Raw genomic sequence first — 18,396 nt, forward strand, 5'->3', positions numbered from 1 at the left:
GGATCAGGTGGATCAGCCGGGCCAGTCGGATCAGGCGGCGGGGCCCGATCGGCGCGGGCGCCTGATCCAGAGCACGGCCGCGGCCACGGCGGACAGGCAGAGCCCGGCGGCCAGCCAGCCGGGCCAGCCGATGCCGCCCCCGACCGCGTGCACGGCCTGCAGCTGCTGGCCCTCCTGGCCGGCCCGGTCCGCCCGCCCCGACTGGTCCGACGGCTCCACCGGGGCGGCCTGCGGCGGTTCGGCGGGCGCCGCCGCCGCGGCGCCCGAGGCGTCGGTCAGCCGCCCGACCGGGGTGACCTTCCCGGCCGCGGCGAAGCCCCAGTCCAGCAGGGCCGCCGTCTCGTCGTAGACCTGCTGGTAGCCGGCCGGGTGCATGACCGTCACCAGCAGGGTCCGCCCGCCCCGTTCGGCCGCTCCGGTGAAGGTGGCCCCGGCGTTGGTGGTGTAGCCGTTCTTCACCCCGATCAGCCCCTGGTACTTGCCCAGCAGCCGGTCGGTGTTGGCGATGCCGAAGCTGCCGCGCTGCCCGGTGGCCTTGTCCACCAGGCCGGGGAACTGCGCGTCCCGGGTGCCGCAGTAGACCCGGAAGTCCGGGTTGGCCAGGCCCGCCCGGGCGAACAGCGTCAGGTCGTACGCCGAGGAGACCTGCCCGTCGGTGTCGTACCCGTCCGGCGTCACCACCTGGGTGTCCTCGGCCCCCAGCGCCTTCGCCCTGGCCTGCATCTGGGCCACCGTCGCGGCGATGCCGCCGTTCATGTGCGCCAGCACCCGGACCGCGTCGTTGCCCGAGCTCAGGAACACCCCGCGCCACAGGTCCTCCACCCGGTAGTCCAGGTTCTCCTTGATCCCCACCATGCTGCTGCCGTGGCCCATGCCGGCCAGTTCGGCGTCGGTCACCCGGTGCACGGTGTTCTTGTCCAGCTTGGGCAGCACCGTGTCGGCGAACAGCATCTTCAGCGTGCTGGCCGGCGGCAGCCGCAGGTGCGCGTTGCTCGACGCGAGCACCTCGCCGCTCTTCGCGTCCGCCACCACCCAGGACTGCCCGGTCAGCGCGGCCGGCAGCGCGGGCGCCCCGGCCAGCGGCGCCAGCTGCACTCCCGGCTGCCCCAGCCGCTCGCCGCCGACTGCGGACACCGGCGGCGGCTCCTGCCGGGGCACCCCGGCGGAGCAGAGCGAGACGACGGCGGCCACCGCGGCGCACCGGTGGACGAAGTGACGGTGTGTGGGCACCCACGGACCGTACCCGGACGTTCGGCCACCGGCCCGCCGCGCCGCCATCGTCCTCCGGACGAGTGCCGCTGCTTGGGCCGACCGGCCCACTCCGCATACTGGACCCGACCCCCGGAAAGGACTCACCCGCATGAAGCTCGGCCGCCGCACCTCCTGGTTCCTCACCGCCTTCGGCGTCTGGTCGGTGATCATCTGGACCACCTTCCTGAAGAACCTCTGGAAGGACTCCGGCGGCCAGGCCTTCACCGACGGCGACCACTCCCGCCCGACCGCCTTCTTCTGGGTCCACCTCCTGCTGACCGTCACCTCGCTGGCCCTCGGCCTCGCCGTCGGCGGCATCGGCGTGCGCAGTCTGCGGACCCTGCGCCGCGGCTGAGAAATACCGTTGCCCCCACCCGGCGGGACTGCCAGGATCCCGCCGGGGGGCGTACACGACGCACCCCAATTCCTCTCCAGGGGTGGGTTATCCAGATGTACTCCGCACGGCTGCTGACCTCCGCCGCCGCCGTCGCCCTCGCGGCCGGTCTGCTCTCCGCACCGGCCGCCTCCGCGGCCGGCTCCGCCGTCACCGAACCGCACGCCGTCCCCGCACCCGGCTTCGCCTCCACCGGAGCCCGTACGGACGCCTGCGACGACACCACCGTGCCCGGCTTCGTCGGCACCACCGCACCGGTGCTCACCGCCCGAACCACCGGGACCCAGGCCCGCTACGCGCTCTGGGACGAGACCAGCGGCGGCAAGCTCTTCGACCAGTCCGTCCCCGCCGTCGACGGCCTGCTCTCCGCAGCCCCCACCGGTCTGACGGACGGTCACACCTACGCCTGGCGCTACTGGCCCGCAGGCGGCGGCAAGCCCACCCCCAAGTGCCACTTCCGGGTGGACGTCAGCGCCCCCACCGGCCCGGTGGTCTCCTCCACCGACTTCCCGGCCTCGAACAGCGGCCAGACCCCGCAGAAGTACGCGGGGCAGACCGGCTCCTTCACCTTCCGGGCCGAGGGCGCGACCTGCTACCAGTACGTCCTGAACGGCACCCTCAGCGTCGGCTCCCCGTGCCAGGCCCCGGCCGGCCCGGACGGCAGCCTCACCGTGCAGCTGAAGCCCAGGCAGTGGGGCACCAACGTGCTCACCGTCCAGGCCACCGACGACGCGGGCAACGTCGCCCAGCCGGTCAGCTACACCTTCTACGCCCCGTCGAACCCGAACCCGGTGAGCGCCCCGGGCGACGTGGACGGCGACGGCGTCCCGGACATCCTGCTGCCGGACCTGGCGGGCAACCTCCAGGTGATCAGCACGGACGGCACCGGCACCACGCCGTCGTCGCTCATCGCGGCACAGAGGTCACCAGGTGGGGTGAGCTGGGCCGGGGCCGAGGTGGTGAACCGGGGCTACGAGAACCACTACCCGGTCAGTGATCTGCTGGCACTGTCTCCCGGCAACGGGTCCCTGTACTTCTACCGGAACTTCGACCTGGGCGAGTTCTCGAACGGACCTGTACTCGGTGGTCGCCGCCCGACCGACACCCCGGGCATCGCGTCCAACTGGAGCCACGCCACCCAGCTGGCCGGTCTCGGCACCCTCGACCAGTATCCGGGCTCCTCGGTGCTCAGCGTTGAGGACGGCGACCTCCTGCTGTTCACCGAGCCGGGGAACAACCGTTTCTGGGCGTCCAAGAAGCTGAGCACCGGCGCCGCCTGGGCCGGCTACCAGGTGATCGAGCCGGCCGTCGCCGCCGACGGGTCGCTCACCCTGCGCTCGCGCGAGCTGGCGACCGGTCAGCTCCGGGAGTACGCCGTCCCGAAGGCCGCCGACGGCACGTACGACTTCACCGCCCTGGCCGCCCCGGCGGCGGGCACCGTGGTCGGCACCTTCCCGGTCGCCGCGTACCCGACCCTGGACAGCTCGGCCGACGGCAACCTCTACGCCGTCACCGCCGACCGGCACCTGCTGACCTTCACCGGGGTGACCAACCCGAAGGACCGCGGGCTGCTCAAGTAGCCAAAAGCTGAGGGCCCGTCCGGAACACCGGACGGGCCCTCGGCACGTGGCGACTAGAAGCGGCGGGTCACCAGGGCCCGCTTCACTTCCTGGATCGCCTTGGTGACCTCGATGCCACGCGGGCAGGCCTCGGAGCAGTTGAAGGTGGTGCGGCAGCGCCACACGCCCTCACGGTCGTTCAGGATCTCCAGGCGCTGCTCGCCGCCCTCGTCGCGCGAGTCGAAGATGAAGCGGTGCGCGTTGACGATGGCCGCCGGGCCGAAGTACTGGCCGTCGTTCCAGAACACCGGGCAGGACGAGGTGCACGCGGCGCACAGGATGCACTTGGTGGTGTCGTCGAACCGCTCGCGGTCCTCGGCGCTCTGCAGGCGCTCGCGGGTCGGCTCGTTCCCGTTGGTGATCAGGAACGGCATGACGTCCTTGTACGCCTGGAAGAACGGGTCCATGTCCACGATCAGGTCCTTGAGGACCGTCAGGCCCTTGATGGCCTCGATCGTGATCGGCTTCTCCGGGTTGACGTCCTTCAGCAGGGTCTTGCACGCCAGCCGGTTGCGGCCGTTGATCCGCATCGCGTCGGAGCCGCAGATGCCGTGCGCGCAGGAACGGCGGTAGGTGAGGGTGCCGTCCTGCTCCCACTTGATCTTGTTGAGCGCGTCCAGGACGCGCTCCTTCGGGTCCATCTCCAGCTGGTAGTCGACCCACACCGGGTCCGGCAGCTCCTCCGGGTTGAACCGGCGGATCCGGATGGTGACGGTGATCAGCTTGTCGCCGCCGGCCTCGACCGCGTCCAGAGCGGCCGAGTGCTTCTCCACGGTAGGAGTGCTCATCAGTACTTACGCTCCATCGGCTGGTAGCGGGTCGTGACGACCGGCTTGTAGTCGAGGCGGATCGAGGTGGTGCCGTCCGCGGCGACCTCCTGGTACGCCATGGTGTGCTGCATGAACTTCACGTCGTCACGGGTCGGGAAGTCCTCGCGGTAGTGACCGCCGCGCGACTCCTCACGAGCCAGTGCGGAGACGGCCAGCACCTCGGCCAGGTCGAGCAGGTTGCCCAGCTCGACGGCCTCCAGCAGGTCGGTGTTGTAGCGCTGGCCCTTGTCCTGGATCGCCACGTGCTTGTACCGCTCGCGCAGCCCGGCGATGTCCGCCACGGCCTGCTTGAGGGTCTCGCCGGTGCGGTAGACCATGGCGTTGGTGTCCATGGTCTCCTGCAGCTCCTTGCGGATCTGCGCGACCGACTCGGTGCCCTCGGAGTCGCGGAGGCCCTCGATGATCCCGATGACCTTCTCGGCCGGGTTGTCGGGGAGCTCGGTGTACTCGACGGTCTGCGCGTAGTCGGCGGCGGCGATGCCGGCCCGCTTGCCGAAGACGTTGATGTCGAGCAGCGAGTTGGTGCCCAGGCGGTTGGCGCCGTGCACCGAGACGCAGGCCACCTCGCCGGCCGCGTAGAGGCCGGGCACCACGTCGGTGTTGTTGCGCAGCACCTCGCCCTCGACGTTGGTCGGGATGCCGCCCATGGCGTAGTGCGCGGTGGGCTGGATCGGGATCGGGTCCGTGTAGGGCTCGATGCCGAGGTAGGTCCGGGCGAACTCGGTGATGTCCGGGAGCTTGGCGTCGAGCTGCTCCGGCGGAAGGTGCGTCAGGTCCAGGTAGACGTGGTCGCCGTCCGGACCGCAGCCGCGACCCTCGCGGATCTCGGTGTAGATCGCGCGCGAGCAGACGTCACGGGACGCGAGGTCCTTCATGACCGGGGCGTAGCGCTCCATGAAGCGCTCGCCGTCCTTGTTGCGCAGGATGCCGCCCTCGCCGCGGGCGCCCTCGGTGAGCAGGATGCCCATCCGCCAGATGCCCGTCGGGTGGAACTGGAAGAACTCCATGTCCTCCAGCGGCAGGCCGCGGCGGTAGACCAGCGCCTGGCCGTCACCGGTGAGGGTGTGCGCGTTGGAGGTCACCTTGAAGAACTTGCCGGTGCCGCCGGAGGCGAAGACGACCGACTTGGCCTGGAAGACGTGGATCTCGCCGGTGGCCAGCTCGTAGGCGACGACGCCCGCGGTCTTGCCGTCGTTGATCAGCAGGTCCAGGACGTAGAACTCGTTGAAGAACTCGACGCCGTGCTTGACGCAGTTCTGGAACAGCGTCTGCAGGATCATGTGACCGGTGCGGTCGGCCGCGTAACAGGAGCGGCGGACGGCCGCCTCACCGTGGTTGCGGGTGTGGCCGCCGAAGCGGCGCTGGTCGATCCGGCCCTGCTCGGTGCGGGAGAAGGGGAGACCCATCTTCTCCAGGTCGAGAACGGCGTCGATGGCCTCCTTGCACATGATCTCGGCGGCGTCCTGGTCGACCAGGTAGTCACCACCCTTGACCGTGTCGAAGGTGTGCCACTCCCAGTTGTCCTCCTCGACGTTGGCGAGGGCGGCGCACATGCCGCCCTGGGCCGCGCCGGTGTGGGACCGGGTGGGGTAAAGCTTGGTCAGCACCGCGGTGCGGCTGCGCTGGGTCGACTCGATGGCCGCGCGCATGCCTGCGCCACCGGCGCCGACGATGACGGTGTCGTACTTGTGAATCTGCATGGGGTCTTCGTCGCCTCTGGCTGGCCGATTAGATGTTCGGGTCGAAGGTGAAGATCACCAGGGTGCCGAGCAGGACCGTGAAGACGGTCGCGGCGCCCATCAGGGTCTTCAGCCACAGCCTGGTGGAGTCCTTCTCCGCATAGTCGTTGATGACCGTGCGCATGCCGTTGCTGCCGTGCAGCATGGCGAGCCACAGCATCAGCAGGTCCCAGCCCTGCCAGAACGGCGAGGCCCAGCGACCGGCCACGAAGGCGAAGTTGATCTTCGACACGCCGCCGTCGAGCACCAGCATGATCAGCAGGTGACCGAGGATCAGCACGACCAGCAGGACACCCGACAGGCGCATGAACAGCCAGGCGAGCATCTCGAAGTTGGTGCGGGTACGCCGAGGGGTCTTCTTGGTACGCGCACGCGGGGGCTCGACGACGAAGGCGTCGGCGGGGTTGCCGGTACCCAGGCCCTGGCCCGTGTGGGCCTGGAGCGAGGGGACCACCAGGGTCTCGTTGGTCTCAGTAGCCATCGCGGATCAGCCCCCGAACCAGGTGCGAAGAGTGTGCTGGAGGATCGGGTAGAAGGCACCGGCCATCAGGACGACCCAGACACCGACAGCGGTCCACAGCATCTGCTTCTGGAGCTTCGGGCCCTTGGACCAGAAGTCCACGGCGATGACCCGCAGACCGTTGAGCGCGTGGAACAGGATGGCGGCGGTGAGGCCGTACTCCATCAGGTTCACCAGCGGGTTCTTGTACGTCTCGATGACGGTGTCGTAGGACTCGGGCGACACCCGCACCAAGGCGGTGTCAAGGACATGGGCGAACAGGAAGAAGAAGATGAGGACACCGGTGACTCGATGAGCCACCCAGCTCCACATGCCTTCCCGGCCGCGGTACAGCGTTCCAGCCGGCACGGAAAACCCTCCGGAAGCGATTGGGGGCTCGGCCGGCTTCGGTGTCGGTCAGCCCGGCCGGTACGGTCCTCCGGCCGCCAGCATCCTATCGACGCGCCGTGGCCAACCGCCTCCGGGGGTGTCAGGTGTGATCAATCAGGCACGCACGGCCTAATCGGCGCCCCGATTGTGACACTGCGTGACGATCGCCCGCGCTGCGGCGGCCGCCCTCCTGACGCCGACTCACCTGCCGCACCGGGGCGGCGGCGGGGCGGGAGCCGATGCGGCCGTCGGGTTCACCCTGACGAATGAATCCGGCGAGGTGACGGCTCCGCCCCGGCCGCCTTCAGTCCCGCGTCCAGTCCCGCCCGGCGACGTAGCCCCGGGTCACCAGGGCCGCACCGATCTCGTCGTAGTCGGCGGAGTCCTCCGGGAGGATCGCGTCGAGGCCGTCGACGTACCGGTTGAACATGCAGAACGCCGCCGCGACCAGCACCGCGTCGTGGATCGCCTCGTCGTCCGCGCCCGCCGCCCGGGCCGCCGCGACGTCCTCCGCGGTGACGTTCCGGGCGTCGCCCTGCACCTTGGCGGCGATCGCCAGCAGCGCGCGGGTCCGTTCGTCGACCGGCGCGGTGGCCGGGTCCTTCTTCACGGCGTCCACCAACTCGTAGTCACCGCCCAGGGCATGGGCGGCCGCCGCGCTGTGCGAGCCGGTGCAGTAACGGGTCTCGTTGCGGGAGGAGACGTAGGCGGCGATCAGCTCCCGCTCGCCCACGCTGAGCGGGGAGTCGCCCCGGAGCAGTTGCTGGGCGAGCTCACTGAGCAGGCGCCCCGAGGCGGGCTTGCTCGCCATCAGGCCACCGATCCCCGGGCGGCGGCCCGGGATCGCGATGTGCGGCATGGAATCGACTCTCCTTCGACGGTCGGCTTCGCGGTCGGGGACAACCGGGTCATCCTGCTGGGGCGGCACCCGGTCGCGCCTCTTCCAGATTGCCGTCAACTTCCGCCGGAAAGCAGCTACTTCGAGGTTTTCCGGAGCTCGGCACGATGGAAGAAGACACGCTTCGCCGAGGCCCCCGACTGTGTTCCCCGGCCGCCCGGCCCACCCCTGGCACACCTCGGGAGCACCCATGCCGCAGCACTCCGCCCCGCACCTTCCGCAGCCGCCGGGGCCGGACCGCCGTTCGGTCGCCGCCACGGTGGTGGGCAACTTCGTCGAGTCCTTCGACTGGCTGGGCTACGGGCTGTTCGCGCCGATCTTCGCGGTGAAGTTCTTCCCGTCCGCCAACCCGGTCACGGCCCTGCTCGGGGTGTTCGCGGTACTCGGAATCGGTGTGCTGGCGCGGCCGTTGGGCGGGGTGCTGCTCGGCCGCTTCGCCGATCGCCGGGGCCGGCGCCGGGCGCTGATGCTGTCGATCGCGCTGATGACCGGCGGGTCGGTGCTGATCGGTGTCGCCCCGACCTATCAGCAGGCCGGGCTGGCGGCGCCGGTCGTGCTGCTGCTCGCCCGGATCGCCCAGGGCGTCTCGCACGGCGGCGAGTGGCCGAGCGCGGTCGCCTACCTGATGGAGCTGGCACCCCGGGAGCGCCGCTGCTTCCACGGCAGCCTGTTCGCGCTCAGTACGGTGGCCGGCGCCTTCACCGCGTCGCTGCTGGGCGGCGCCCTGACCGCCGCGCTCGGCACCGGGGCGCTGGCCGACTGGGGCTGGCGGGTGCCGTTCCTGGTGGGCGGGGTGTTCGGCCTGGTCCTGCTGCTGCTCCGGAACCGGCTCAGCGAGACGGACGTGTTCCGGCGGGAGGTCCTGACCCGGCCGTCCCGAGGGTCGCTGCGGGTGCTGGCCCGGAGCCACTGGCGCCGGGTGCTGCGCTCGGTGCTGTTCGTCGCGGGCGTGGGCGCGGTGGGCAACACCTGGACCGCGGTGATCCCGGCGACGGGCCAGCGGCTGGCCGCGCCGGGCACGATGTTCTGGGTGGTGGTCTGCGTCACCGGCGTGATGATGCTGGCGGCGGTGCCGCTGGGGCTGCTCGCCGACCGGATCGGCGCGGTCCGGCTGCTGGTGGTGGCCAGCTGCGGCTTCGCGGTGGCGGGCTCCTGGACCTACCTGACCCTGAGCGGCGAGGTGTTCAGCCTGCTGGTGACCTACGGCAGCGGGGTGGTCTACCTGATGTGCGTCACCACGGTGCTGCCCAAGATCCTCTCCGAGTCCTTCCCGCCGGAGGTCCGGGCGCTGGGCATCGGTCTGCCGTACGCCCTGACCACGGCGGTGCTCGGCGCGGCCGGGCCGGCCTCGGCCACCTGGCTGGCCGAGCGGGGCGCCTCGGGCTGGTTCGCCGGCGGCATGGCGGTGGCGGTCCTGCTGGCGCTGCCGGCGGCGGCCGGCGCCCGGGGCGACCGGCCGCCGGCCGACCACCCGGGGATCCGGGCGGCCGGGCCGGGCGACGGTGCTGCCGTGGTCACGGCGGCAGGGTCAACCGCCTGACACCGGCGGTCAGTTGCTCGACCGGGTGGTGGCGGCGGCGACCAGGTGCTCCAGCCGGGTCAGGGCGATCCGGCGGAGCTCGTCGGCCGCCACCAGCCGCTCCTCGTCCGGGTCGTTGGCCAGCCTGGTCCGGACCGAGGTGAGGACGGTGTCGAGCATCTCCTCCGGGTCGACGCCGTCCAGGCAGACCACGAAGACGTGGCCGAAGCGCGCCTCGTACGCGGCGTGGGCGGCCCGCAGGGCGGTGTGCGCGGCCTGGCTGCCGGGTGCGCGCATGCCGACCAGCGGCTGCGGCATCCAGCTCTCGTCCGCCAGCGCCTCGGCCAGGTCGGCCGGGCGCAGGTCGTAGGAGGCCTCGCTGGCGGCGGCCAACAGGGACTCTATGTCGGGGTAGGGGCGGTGGGCGGTGAGCCGAAGCGCCCAGCGGTGGCTGCCGCAACAGGCCAGCAGGGCCTCCTCGGCGGCGCCGGGGTCGGCCTCGTTGAAACGGTGAAGCCCGAGCAGGGACGGCACCAGCAGCGGCAGGTCGAACCGTTGCGGCGGGATGTCACTGGACAGCGGGTCCTCCTCGTGAGGGCGGGAAGGGGGAGATGCTCCAGAGACGAAACGTAGGTGGTCTGCGGTGGCGCGAAGGACCGATCGGCGAGGCCCGGAACCAGGCATCTCGTGGACCGCCCGGGCAGCGGCACCACGGTAGTTGAGCGTTCGTCAGTTGAGGAGGGGTCGCGTCGAATTCACTCGATCGAGCTATCAAGTCGTGACGTTGTCATGTTCGGAGGGGGTGGCCACCCGCCCGGCCACCCCTCCGACGGACGGACGTCAGCCCCGGTGCACCTTGTGGTTGGCGGCCTGGGCGCGGGGCCGGACCACCAGCAGGTCGATGTTGACGTGCGGCGGGCGGGTGACCGCCCAGGAGACGGTGTCGGCCACGTCCTCGGAGCTGAGCGGCTCGGCCACGCCCGCGTACACGGCGGCGGCCTTCTCCTCGTCGCCGCGGAAGCGGGTGACCGCGAAGCCCTCGGACTTCACCATGCCGGGGGCGATCTCGATCACCCGGATCGGCTCGCCGCACAGCTCCAGCCGCAGCGTGGCCGCGATGGTGTGCGCGGCGTGCTTGGCCGCCACGTACCCGCCGCCGCCCTCGTACGCGGTCAGCGCCGCGGTCGAGCTGAGCACCAGCACGGTGCCGTCGCCGCTCGCCCGCAGGGCGGGCAGCAGGGCCTGGGTCACGTGCAGCACGCCGAGCACGTTCACCTGGTACATCGCCAGCCAGTCGGCCGGGTCGCCGGCCTCGACGCTCTCCGCGCCGATCGCGCCGCCCGCGTTGTTGACCAGGACGTCCACCGGGCCGACCTCGGCGGCGAAGGCGTCCACCGCGGCCCGGTCGGTCACGTCGACGGTGTAGGCCCGCCCGCCGATCTCCTTGGCCAGGACCTCGATCCGCTCGGTGCGGCGGGCCGTCACCACCACCTCGAAGCCGTCCGCCGCGAGCCGTCGGGCCGTCGCCGCACCGATGCCACTGCTGGCGCCGGTGACCACGGCCACCTTCCGCTCGGTCATGTTGCACTCCCCTGTTGTCCGGTCGTTCCCCCGATCATCTCAACCGCCCCCGGCCGGGGGAGTACCCGTCCACCCGTCGCGTTCGGCCTGCCGACCCGGACGCGCCGGTGCTCCTGCTGCTGTACCAACTGGTCGGCGAGGAACCCGAAGTCGCAGATGCTGCGCTTCCACACCCGGACCGCCGGGGTCCAACTCACCGCCCACTGCGGAGGTCTGGGGCATGTACACCCCGGCGGAGCGGTTCTGACCCGGCGTCAGCTGAACGTGGGGCGCGCGCCGCGGGCCCCACGCCGTGTCTTGCCCACCGACCGCTCGTTGCACAGGTCAGCGAGCACCGGGAAGGCGGCTGAAACGGTATGTCATACCCACCTGCGGGGCCGGTATGCGCCCATCCGGGGACCACTTCTCCGGAAGTCGGGCCAAATCCCCACCACCGGCCTAGTCTTGTTGAGGTGAACGATCCTCAGCCCGCCGCTCAGGCCGCCCTCACCCCTGCCCGCCCCGGCTCCGACCTGCGCGCACGGGTACGGGCCTACCAGGCGGAGCTGGTCGCCTTCCGCCGCGACCTGCACCGGCACCCGGAGTTGGGCCGGCAGGAGTTCCGCACCACCCGGCTGCTCCGGGAGCGGCTGCTGGCCGCGGGGCTGACGCCGAAGGTGCTGCCGGGCGGCACCGGGATGACGGTCGACATCGTGCCGGTCGACTGCAAGCCGGGCACCCCCTTCCTGGCCTTCCGGGCCGACATCGACGCGCTGCCGATCGACGACGCCAAGACCGAGGCGCCGTACCGCTCGACCCTGCCGGGCCGGGCCCACGCCTGCGGGCACGACGTGCACACCTCGGTGGTGCTGGGCACCGCGCTGGTGCTGGCCCAGGCGGTCCGCACCAGGGAGCTGAAGCAGCCGGTGCGGCTGATCTTCCAGCCCGCCGAGGAGATGATGCCCGGCGGTGCGCTGGACGTGATCGAGGCGGGCGGGATGGCCGGGGTGGGCCGGATCTTCGCGGTGCACTGCGACCCCAAGGTCCAGGTCGGCCGGATCGGCCTCAAGGTCGGCGCCATCACCTCGGCCTGCGACCAGCTGCTGGTGCACCTGGACGGGCCCGGCGGCCACACCGCCCGCCCGCACCTGACCACCGACCTGATCACCGCGGTGGCCCGGCTGGCCTCCGACCTGCCGCCGGCGCTGGCCCGCCGGATGGACCCGCGCTGGGGCGTCAGCCTGGTCTGGGGCCGGATCGCCTCCGGCTCCGCCTCCAACGTGATCCCGCAGCACGCCGAGCTGGAGGGCACCGTCCGGTGCCTGGAGCTGGCCGGCTGGCGCGAGGCGCCGGACGCGCTGCACGAGCTGACCGCCAAGCTGGCCGAGCTGTACCGGGCCAAGTGGACGCTGGACTACCGCCGGGGCGTGCCGCCGGTGGTGAACGAGCACGTCTCGATCGACCAGTTCGAGGCGGCGATGACCGGCCGGTTCGCGGCGGGCACGGGCCCGGTGGTCGAGGACACCGAGCAGAGCCTGGGCGGCGAGGACTTCTCCTGGTACCTGGAGCACGCGCCCGGCGCGCTGGCCCGGCTCGGCGTGAAGAGCCCGCACGACCCGACCGTCCGCGACCTCCACCAGGGACGTTTCGACGTGGACGAGCGGGCGATCGCGATCGGGGTCGAGTTGTTCGCCTCACTGGCACTGGAGTACGGCCGAGTCTGACGTGATCAGGGCGGGTTCGGCGTAGAGTGGCGGCGCACTACCAGGGAGTAGTGACGTTCGGATGTGGCAAGCTTGGGCATATGTCTGATTCGTCCAGACATAGCACCACGTTTTGATAACAACCCGAATGGCCTTCCCGCCCGTAACACAACCGTGTTCTACGCGCGTTACGGTGGCGCTCGACCACGCCAAACGGGTGTGTGAGAAGGAGAAACTCCCTTGCGCCGTTCAATGAAGCTCGCCGCGGTTGTGCTCACGGGTTCCCTGGGCATGGCCTCGCTCGCCGCTTGCGGCGCAAAGAGCAACGAGACCAACTCCAGCCCCGCCGCCGGTGCCTCCGGCATCAAGGTCGGCATGGCGTACGACATCGGCGGCCGTGGCGACCAGTCGTTCAACGACTCCGCCGCCCGCGGTCTGGACAAGGCCAAGTCCGACCTCGGCGTGCAGGCCACCGAGGCCGAGGCCAAGACCGGTGAGGCCGAGGCCGACAAGGAGACCCGTCTCAAGACCCTGGTGACCGGTGGTTACAACCCGATCATCGCGGTGGGCTTCGTCTACCAGGCCGCCGTCGAGAAGGTCGCCAAGGACAACCCGAACGTCAAGTTCGCGATCATCGACTCCGGCTCCACCACCCAGCCGGTCAACGTCACCTCGCTGACCTTCTCGGAGCAGGAGGGCTCGTACCTGGCCGGCGTCGCCGCCGCCTCGAAGAGCCAGGCCAAGCACATCGGCTTCATCGGTGGCGTGCAGTCCGAGCTGATCAAGAAGTTCGAGGCCGGCTACGCCGCGGGCGCCAAGTCCGTCACCCCGGACATCAAGATCGAGACCACCTACCTCACCACCCCGCCGGACTTCTCGGGCTTCAACGACCCGGGCAAGGGCAAGGACGCGGCGCAGGGCCAGATCGACAAGGGCGCGGACGTCATCTACTCCGCCGCCGGCTCCTCCGGCAACGGCGCCATCGAGGCCGTCTTCAACGCCAAGAAGTGGGCCATCGGCGTCGACTCGGACCAGGCCGCCCAGCCCGCCCTGGCCAAGTACAAGGAGCGCATCCTCACCTCGATGGTGAAGAACGTCGACACCGCGGTGTTCTCCTACGTCGACTCCATCAAGAAGGGCACCCCGATCACGGGCGCCAAGAACTTCGACCTGAAGGAGAAGGGCGTGTCGCTGGCCACCACCGGCGGCTACATCTCCGACATCCAGGCGAAGCTGGACGCGGCCACCACGGCCATCACCTCGGGTGCCACCAAGATCCCGACCACCATCGGCTGACACTCGCTCAGCCTGCCGCTGCTCCTCCGGGGCAGCGCGCATGATTGACAGAGCATCAGGGCGGGGCCCGGCGGGGCGCGCGTGACGCGCGCCGCCGGGCCCCATCCGTTCCCCCAAGCCTTCTCCAGCGCAACGACGCGCCCTGTGACCACCAGGAGATCGCCATCACCGCTTCCGAACCCGCCCCGACCCCCGCGGGCGGCAACCCCAGCGCGGGGACGGCGACACCGGCCGTCGAGCTGCGCGGCATCACCAAGCGTTTCCCCGGCGTCGTGGCCAACCACGACATCGACATCACCGTCGCCCCCGGCACCGTGCACGCCCTGATGGGTGAGAACGGCGCCGGCAAGTCGACCCTGATGAAGATCCTCTACGGCATGCAGAAGCCGGACGAGGGCACCATCGCCATCAACGGCGAGCAGGTCGAGTTCAACACCCCCGGCGACGCCATCGCGCGCGGCATCGGCATGGTCCACCAGCACTTCATGCTGGCCGACTACCTGACGGTGTGGGAGAACGTGGTCCTGGGCGGCGAGAAGCTGCACGGGATAGGAGCCAAGGCCAAGGCGAAGATCCGCGAGATCTCGGACCAGTACGGCCTGGGCGTCCGCCCGGACGCGATGGTCGAGGACCTCGGCGTGGCCGACCGCCAGCGGGTGGAGATCCTCAAGGTGCTCTACCGGGGCGCCAAGATCCTGATCCTGGACGAGCCCACCGCCGTCCTGGTGCCGCAGGAGGTGGACGCGCTCTTCGCGAACCTCCGCGAGCTCAAGGCCGAGGGCGTCACGGTCATCTTCATCTCGCACAAGCTGCACGAGGTGCTCTCGGTGGCCGACGCGATCAGCGTCATCCGCCGCGGCACCACGGTCGGCGACGCCGACCCGCGCACCGTGACGGCCCGTCAGCTGGCCGAGCTGATGGTCGGCGCCGAGCTCCCCTCGCCGGAGAGCCGCGAGTCCACCGTCACCGAGACCGAGATGCTCCTGGTCGACGCGCTGCGGATCGCCAAGGCGGACGCCGAGGGCATCGAGCGCGTGGTGCTGGACGACATCTCGCTGCGGATCCGCAAGGGCGAGATCCTCGGCATCGCCGGGGTCGAGGGCAACGGCCAGGCCGAGCTGGTCGAGGCCATCATGGGCATGCTGCCGCTGGACGGCGGCGCCGTCACGCTGGACGGCAAGGACCTGACCGGCACTCAGACCCGGGCCCGCCGCGAGGCCGGCATCGGCTACATCCCCGAGGACCGGCACAAGCACGGCCTGCTGCTGGAGGCCCCGCTCTGGGAGAACCGGATCCTCGGCCACGTGACCGAGCGGCCCAACTCCAAGGGCATGCTGCTGGACCCGGCCGGGGCCCGCAAGGACACCCTGCGGATCGTCGAGGAGTACGACGTCCGCACCCCCGGCATCGACGTCACCGCGGCCTCGCTCTCCGGCGGCAACCAGCAGAAGCTGATCATCGGCCGCGAGATGAGCCACCGGCCGAAGCTGCTGATCGCCTCGCACCCGACCCGCGGTGTGGACGTCGGCGCGCAGGCGCAGATCTGGGAGCAGATCCGGGCCGCCCAGCGCGAGGGCCTGGCGGTGCTGCTGATCTCCGCCGACCTGGACGAGCTGATCGGCCTCTCCGACACCATCCGGGTGATCTACCGCGGCCGGCTGGTCGCGGACGCCGACCCGGCCACCGTGACGGCCGAGGACCTGGGGACCGCGATGACCGGTGCGGCCAGCGGCCACATCGAGTCGGACCCGGAGGCGGTGGCCGAGGCGCAGGCCTTCGTGGCCGAGATCACCGAGGCCGGGCTGCCGACCGACGACACCCAGGCGGGGGAGTAAACCCGATGACCAGTCCCAACCCCGTGGCCAAGAAGCCACTGGCGAAGCGGTTCGACACCGAGAAGATCGCGCTCGGCCTGGCCGCACCCGTGCTGGCCGTGCTGCTCTCGGTGGTCATCTGTGCCGTCCTGCTGGCGGTCTCCGGCAAGGAGCCGTTCAAGGCGTTCCAGGTGATGTTCGACTACGGCACCGCCTCGGACGGCCAGGTGCTGACCCTCAACCGGGCCACCGTGTACTACATCGCCGGTGCCGCCGCCGCGTTCGGCTTCCGGATGAACCTGTTCAACATCGGCGTGGACGGCCAGTACAAGCTCGGCATGCTGTTCGCCGCGTTCGTCGGCAGCCAGGTCGACCTGCCCACCGTGCTGCAGATCCCGCTGCTGCTGGTGACCGCGATGCTGGTCGGCGGCCTGTGGGCGAGCATCGCCGGTCTGCTCAAGGTCTACCGGGGCGTCAGCGAGGTCATCTCGACCATCATGCTGAACGCCATCGCGACCGCCGTGGTCGGCCTGCTGCTGGTGCCCGGCGTCTTCGCGCCGGACAAGGGCACCACCACCAACTCGGTGCAGACCAGCCCGATCTCGGAGTCCAGCCACTTCTTCTCGATCGAGACCGCCGGTGGCACCCTGTGGGGCTTCATCGTGATCGCGGTGCTGATCGGCGTGGTGTTCCAGTTCACCCTGAACCGGACCCGGTTCGGCTTCGACCTGCGCGCCACCGGCCGCTCGGAGAGCGCCGCCACCGCCTCGGGCGTGAACGTCAAGCGCATGGTGATCACCTCGATGGTGGTCTCCGGTGCGATCGCCGGTCTGATCGGCCTGCCCGAACTGACCCAGAGCTCCTACTACTTCGGGCAGAACGTGCAGCCCGGTCTGGGCTTCATCGGCATCTCGGTCGCCCTGCTCGGCCGCAACTCGCCGATCGGCATCGCCTTCTCGGCGCTGCTGTTCGCCTTCCTCGACGTCTCCGGCACCCAGCTGCCGCTCCAGGGTGACTACCCGCAGGAGATCGTCAACGTCATGCAGGGCACCATCGTCATCTGTGTCGTCGTCGCCTACGAGCTGGTGCGCCGCTACGGCCTCAAGCGCCAGCAGCAGAAGGTCGGCGCCGAGCTGGCCGCCCAGGCCGCCGCCGCTGCCAAGAAGGAGGTGGCCGCATGAGCACCGCCACTGCCGCCCGGCCGAAGTCGCCGGGCAGTTCCCCCGCCAAGAAGCGCAAGCTCACCTGGCCGGTGGTGCTGCTGCTGATCGCCGGCACGCTGCTGCTGTTCTCCGCCGTCGGCGCCGCCACCGGCAACCACGGCCTGACCTCCTCCGGGCAGATCACCGCCGCGCTCGGCGCCGCGGTGCCGATCGCGATGGCCGGCCTCGGCGGCCTCTGGGCCGAGCGGGCCGGCGTGGTCAACATCGGCCTCGAAGGCATGATGGTCGCGGGCACCTTCTGCGGCGCCTGGGCCGGATACCTGGTCAACCCCTGGGTCGGCCTGCTGGCCGGCATGCTCGGCGGTGCGCTCGGCGGCCTGCTGCACGCGGTCGTCACGGTCACCTTCGGCGTGGACCACATCGTCTCCGGTGTCGGCATCAACCTGCTGATCCCCGGCATCTGCGCCTACGTCAACCGGATCTACTACCGCGACTACGTGGCCTTCGGCGCCGGGGCGAACCAGTCCCCGCCGGCCGACCCGCTGCCGTACATCAACATCCCCGGCCTGGCCGACTGGCTGGACAAGATCGAGGCGCACCACTGGTTCCTGGTCTCCGACGTCGCGGGCATCCTCGGCGGTCTGGTCTCCAACCTCTCGGTGGTCGTGGTGATCGCCGCGGTCTTCATCGTGGCGAGCTACTTCGTGCTCTGGCGCACGGTCTTCGGCCTGCGGCTGCGCTCCTGCGGCGAGAACCCGACCGCGGCCGAGTCGCTGGGCGTCAACGTCTACAAGTACAAGTACCTCGCGGTCATCACCTCGGGCGCGTTCGCCGGCCTGGCCGGTGCGTACCTCTCGCTGGTCGCGGCGCACTTCTACAAGGACGGCATGACCCAGGGCCGGGGCTTCATCGGTCTGGCCGCGATGATCTTCGGCAACTGGATGCCGGGCGGCCTGGCGATGGGCGCGGGCCTGTTCGGCTTCACCGACAGCCTCCAGCTGCGCGACGCCGACTCGGTGCACGTGCTGCTGCTGACCGTCTCGATCGCGATGGCACTGCTGGCGCTCTGGAACCTGTACCGGCGCAAGTTCAACAGCGCGGCCGTCACCTTCGTGGTCGCCGCCGGCCTGGCGCTCTGGTACGCCACCACCGACTCGGTGCCGCGTCCGCTGATCGTGGCCACGCCGTACGTGATCACCCTGGTGGTGCTCGCACTGGCCTCGCAGCGGCTCCGGATGCCGAAGGCGGACGGGCAGATCTACCGGCGCGGGCAGGGCAAGTGACGGCGGCCCAGGCCGTCCGGCCGGTCGACTGGGAGCAACTGCGCACCGCCGCCCGGGACGCGATGGGGCACGCGTACGCCCCGTACAGCAAGTACCCGGTCGGCGCCGCGGCCCTGGTCGACGACGGCCGGGTGGTCACCGGCTGCAACGTGGAGAACGCCTCGTACGGGCTCGCGCTGTGCGCCGAGTGCGGGCTGGTCTCGGCGCTGCACGCGAGCGGCGGCGGGCGGCTGGTGGCGTTCACCTGTGTGGACGGGGCCGGCGAGCTGCTGGTGCCGTGCGGCCGCTGCCGCCAGCTGCTGTACGAGCACGGCGGGCCCGAGCTGCTGGTCGACCTGCCGTCCGGGCTGCGGCCGATGAGCGAGGTGCTGCCGGACGCGTTCGGCCCGGAGCACCTGCGGTAATCGGGCCGGAGCGGCTCTGGCAACTGCTGTAGTT

The 18,396-nt window shown here is 70.8% G+C and carries 17 protein-coding genes; 9 read left to right on the plus strand and 8 right to left on the minus strand.

Features of this window, described 5'->3' with window-relative positions:
* Nucleotides 1-30 precede the first annotated feature (30 nt).
* Entirely contained in the window at nt 31-1,230 is a 1,200-nt protein-coding gene (locus ABT118_RS04830) for a D-alanyl-D-alanine carboxypeptidase family protein (RefSeq protein ID WP_502884463.1), read from the minus strand.
* 130 nt (nt 1,231-1,360) lie between these two features.
* Here ABT118_RS04830 and ABT118_RS04835 point away from each other — a divergent pair, with 130 nt between their 5' ends.
* Both ABT118_RS04835 and ABT118_RS04840 read left to right on the plus strand, forming a co-directional pair.
* On the plus strand, nt 1,361-1,606 hold the full coding sequence (locus ABT118_RS04835; RefSeq protein ID WP_350644888.1) for an SCO4848 family membrane protein: 246 nt from the start codon (nt 1,361-1,363) through the stop codon (nt 1,604-1,606).
* 95 nt (nt 1,607-1,701) lie between these two features.
* Nucleotides 1,702-3,225, plus strand: a complete 1,524-nt coding sequence (locus ABT118_RS04840) for a hypothetical protein (protein WP_350644889.1) — start codon at nt 1,702-1,704, stop codon at nt 3,223-3,225.
* Nucleotides 3,226-3,278: 53 nt separating this feature from the next.
* Here ABT118_RS04840 and ABT118_RS04845 read toward each other — a convergent pair whose 3' ends face one another.
* The 5 genes from ABT118_RS04845 to ABT118_RS04865 form a co-directional block, all read right to left on the minus strand.
* Nucleotides 3,279-4,052 carry a succinate dehydrogenase iron-sulfur subunit gene (locus ABT118_RS04845; protein WP_350644891.1) on the minus strand — a complete coding sequence of 258 codons (774 nt, stop codon included), beginning with the start codon at nt 4,050-4,052 and terminating at the stop codon, nt 3,279-3,281.
* Nucleotides 4,052-5,794 (minus strand): succinate dehydrogenase flavoprotein subunit, encoded by a 1,743-nt coding sequence (gene sdhA / locus ABT118_RS04850; RefSeq protein ID WP_350644893.1) that lies wholly within the window; start codon nt 5,792-5,794, stop codon nt 4,052-4,054. The genes ABT118_RS04845 and sdhA overlap by 1 nt, the downstream gene beginning before the upstream one ends.
* A gap of 28 nt (nt 5,795-5,822) precedes the next feature.
* Nucleotides 5,823-6,314: a succinate dehydrogenase, hydrophobic membrane anchor protein gene (gene sdhD / locus ABT118_RS04855; protein WP_350644895.1), complete on the minus strand. Its 492-nt coding sequence runs from the start codon at nt 6,312-6,314 to the stop codon at nt 5,823-5,825.
* A 6-nt stretch (nt 6,315-6,320) separates the two neighbouring features.
* Nucleotides 6,321-6,701, minus strand: a complete 381-nt coding sequence (gene sdhC, locus ABT118_RS04860; protein ID WP_350644897.1) for a succinate dehydrogenase, cytochrome b556 subunit — start codon at nt 6,699-6,701, stop codon at nt 6,321-6,323.
* 325 nt (nt 6,702-7,026) lie between these two features.
* Nucleotides 7,027-7,581, minus strand: a complete 555-nt coding sequence (locus ABT118_RS04865; protein ID WP_350644898.1) for a carboxymuconolactone decarboxylase family protein — start codon at nt 7,579-7,581, stop codon at nt 7,027-7,029.
* Nucleotides 7,582-7,810: 229 nt separating this feature from the next.
* On the opposite strand from ABT118_RS04865, the gene ABT118_RS04870 reads away from it, so the two are divergent.
* Nucleotides 7,811-9,160, plus strand: coding sequence for an MFS transporter (locus ABT118_RS04870; RefSeq protein ID WP_350644900.1), 1,350 nt, complete (start codon nt 7,811-7,813; stop codon nt 9,158-9,160).
* Nucleotides 9,161-9,169: 9 nt separating this feature from the next.
* Here the strand turns inward: ABT118_RS04870 and ABT118_RS04875 are convergent, their stop codons facing one another.
* Both ABT118_RS04875 and ABT118_RS04880 read right to left on the minus strand, forming a co-directional pair.
* The gene (locus ABT118_RS04875) at nt 9,170-9,673 is read right to left on the minus strand and encodes a 2-oxo-4-hydroxy-4-carboxy-5-ureidoimidazoline decarboxylase (RefSeq protein WP_350644902.1); all 504 of its coding nucleotides are present in this window, start codon (nt 9,671-9,673) and stop codon (nt 9,170-9,172) included.
* Nucleotides 9,674-9,979: 306 nt separating this feature from the next.
* Nucleotides 9,980-10,720, minus strand: coding sequence for an SDR family oxidoreductase (locus ABT118_RS04880; protein ID WP_350644903.1), 741 nt, complete (start codon nt 10,718-10,720; stop codon nt 9,980-9,982).
* Nucleotides 10,721-11,172: 452 nt separating this feature from the next.
* Between ABT118_RS04880 and ABT118_RS04885 the strand changes: the two genes are divergently transcribed.
* From ABT118_RS04885 to ABT118_RS04910, 6 genes are all read left to right on the plus strand, one after another.
* A complete protein-coding gene (locus ABT118_RS04885) occupies nt 11,173-12,423 on the plus strand; it encodes an amidohydrolase (RefSeq protein ID WP_502884464.1) in 1,251 nt (416 codons plus the stop codon).
* A gap of 219 nt (nt 12,424-12,642) precedes the next feature.
* On the plus strand, nt 12,643-13,698 hold the full coding sequence (locus ABT118_RS04890; RefSeq protein ID WP_350644905.1) for a BMP family lipoprotein: 1,056 nt from the start codon (nt 12,643-12,645) through the stop codon (nt 13,696-13,698).
* Nucleotides 13,699-14,024: 326 nt separating this feature from the next.
* Nucleotides 14,025-15,533, plus strand: coding sequence for an ABC transporter ATP-binding protein (locus ABT118_RS04895; protein ID WP_350645115.1), 1,509 nt, complete (start codon nt 14,025-14,027; stop codon nt 15,531-15,533).
* Nucleotides 15,534-15,538: 5 nt separating this feature from the next.
* The gene (locus tag ABT118_RS04900; protein ID WP_350644906.1) at nt 15,539-16,693 is read left to right on the plus strand and encodes an ABC transporter permease; all 1,155 of its coding nucleotides are present in this window, start codon (nt 15,539-15,541) and stop codon (nt 16,691-16,693) included.
* Entirely contained in the window at nt 16,690-17,958 is a 1,269-nt protein-coding gene (locus ABT118_RS04905) for an ABC transporter permease (RefSeq protein ID WP_350644907.1), read from the plus strand. Before ABT118_RS04900 ends, ABT118_RS04905 begins: the two co-directional genes overlap by 4 nt.
* Nucleotides 17,955-18,362 (plus strand): cytidine deaminase, encoded by a 408-nt coding sequence (locus ABT118_RS04910; RefSeq protein WP_350644909.1) that lies wholly within the window; start codon nt 17,955-17,957, stop codon nt 18,360-18,362. Before ABT118_RS04905 ends, ABT118_RS04910 begins: the two co-directional genes overlap by 4 nt.
* Nucleotides 18,363-18,396: the final 34 nt, after the last annotated feature.

The sequence above is a fragment of the Kitasatospora sp. NPDC002040 genome (assembly GCF_040296785.1).
GTDB lineage: Bacteria > Actinomycetota > Actinomycetes > Streptomycetales > Streptomycetaceae > Kitasatospora.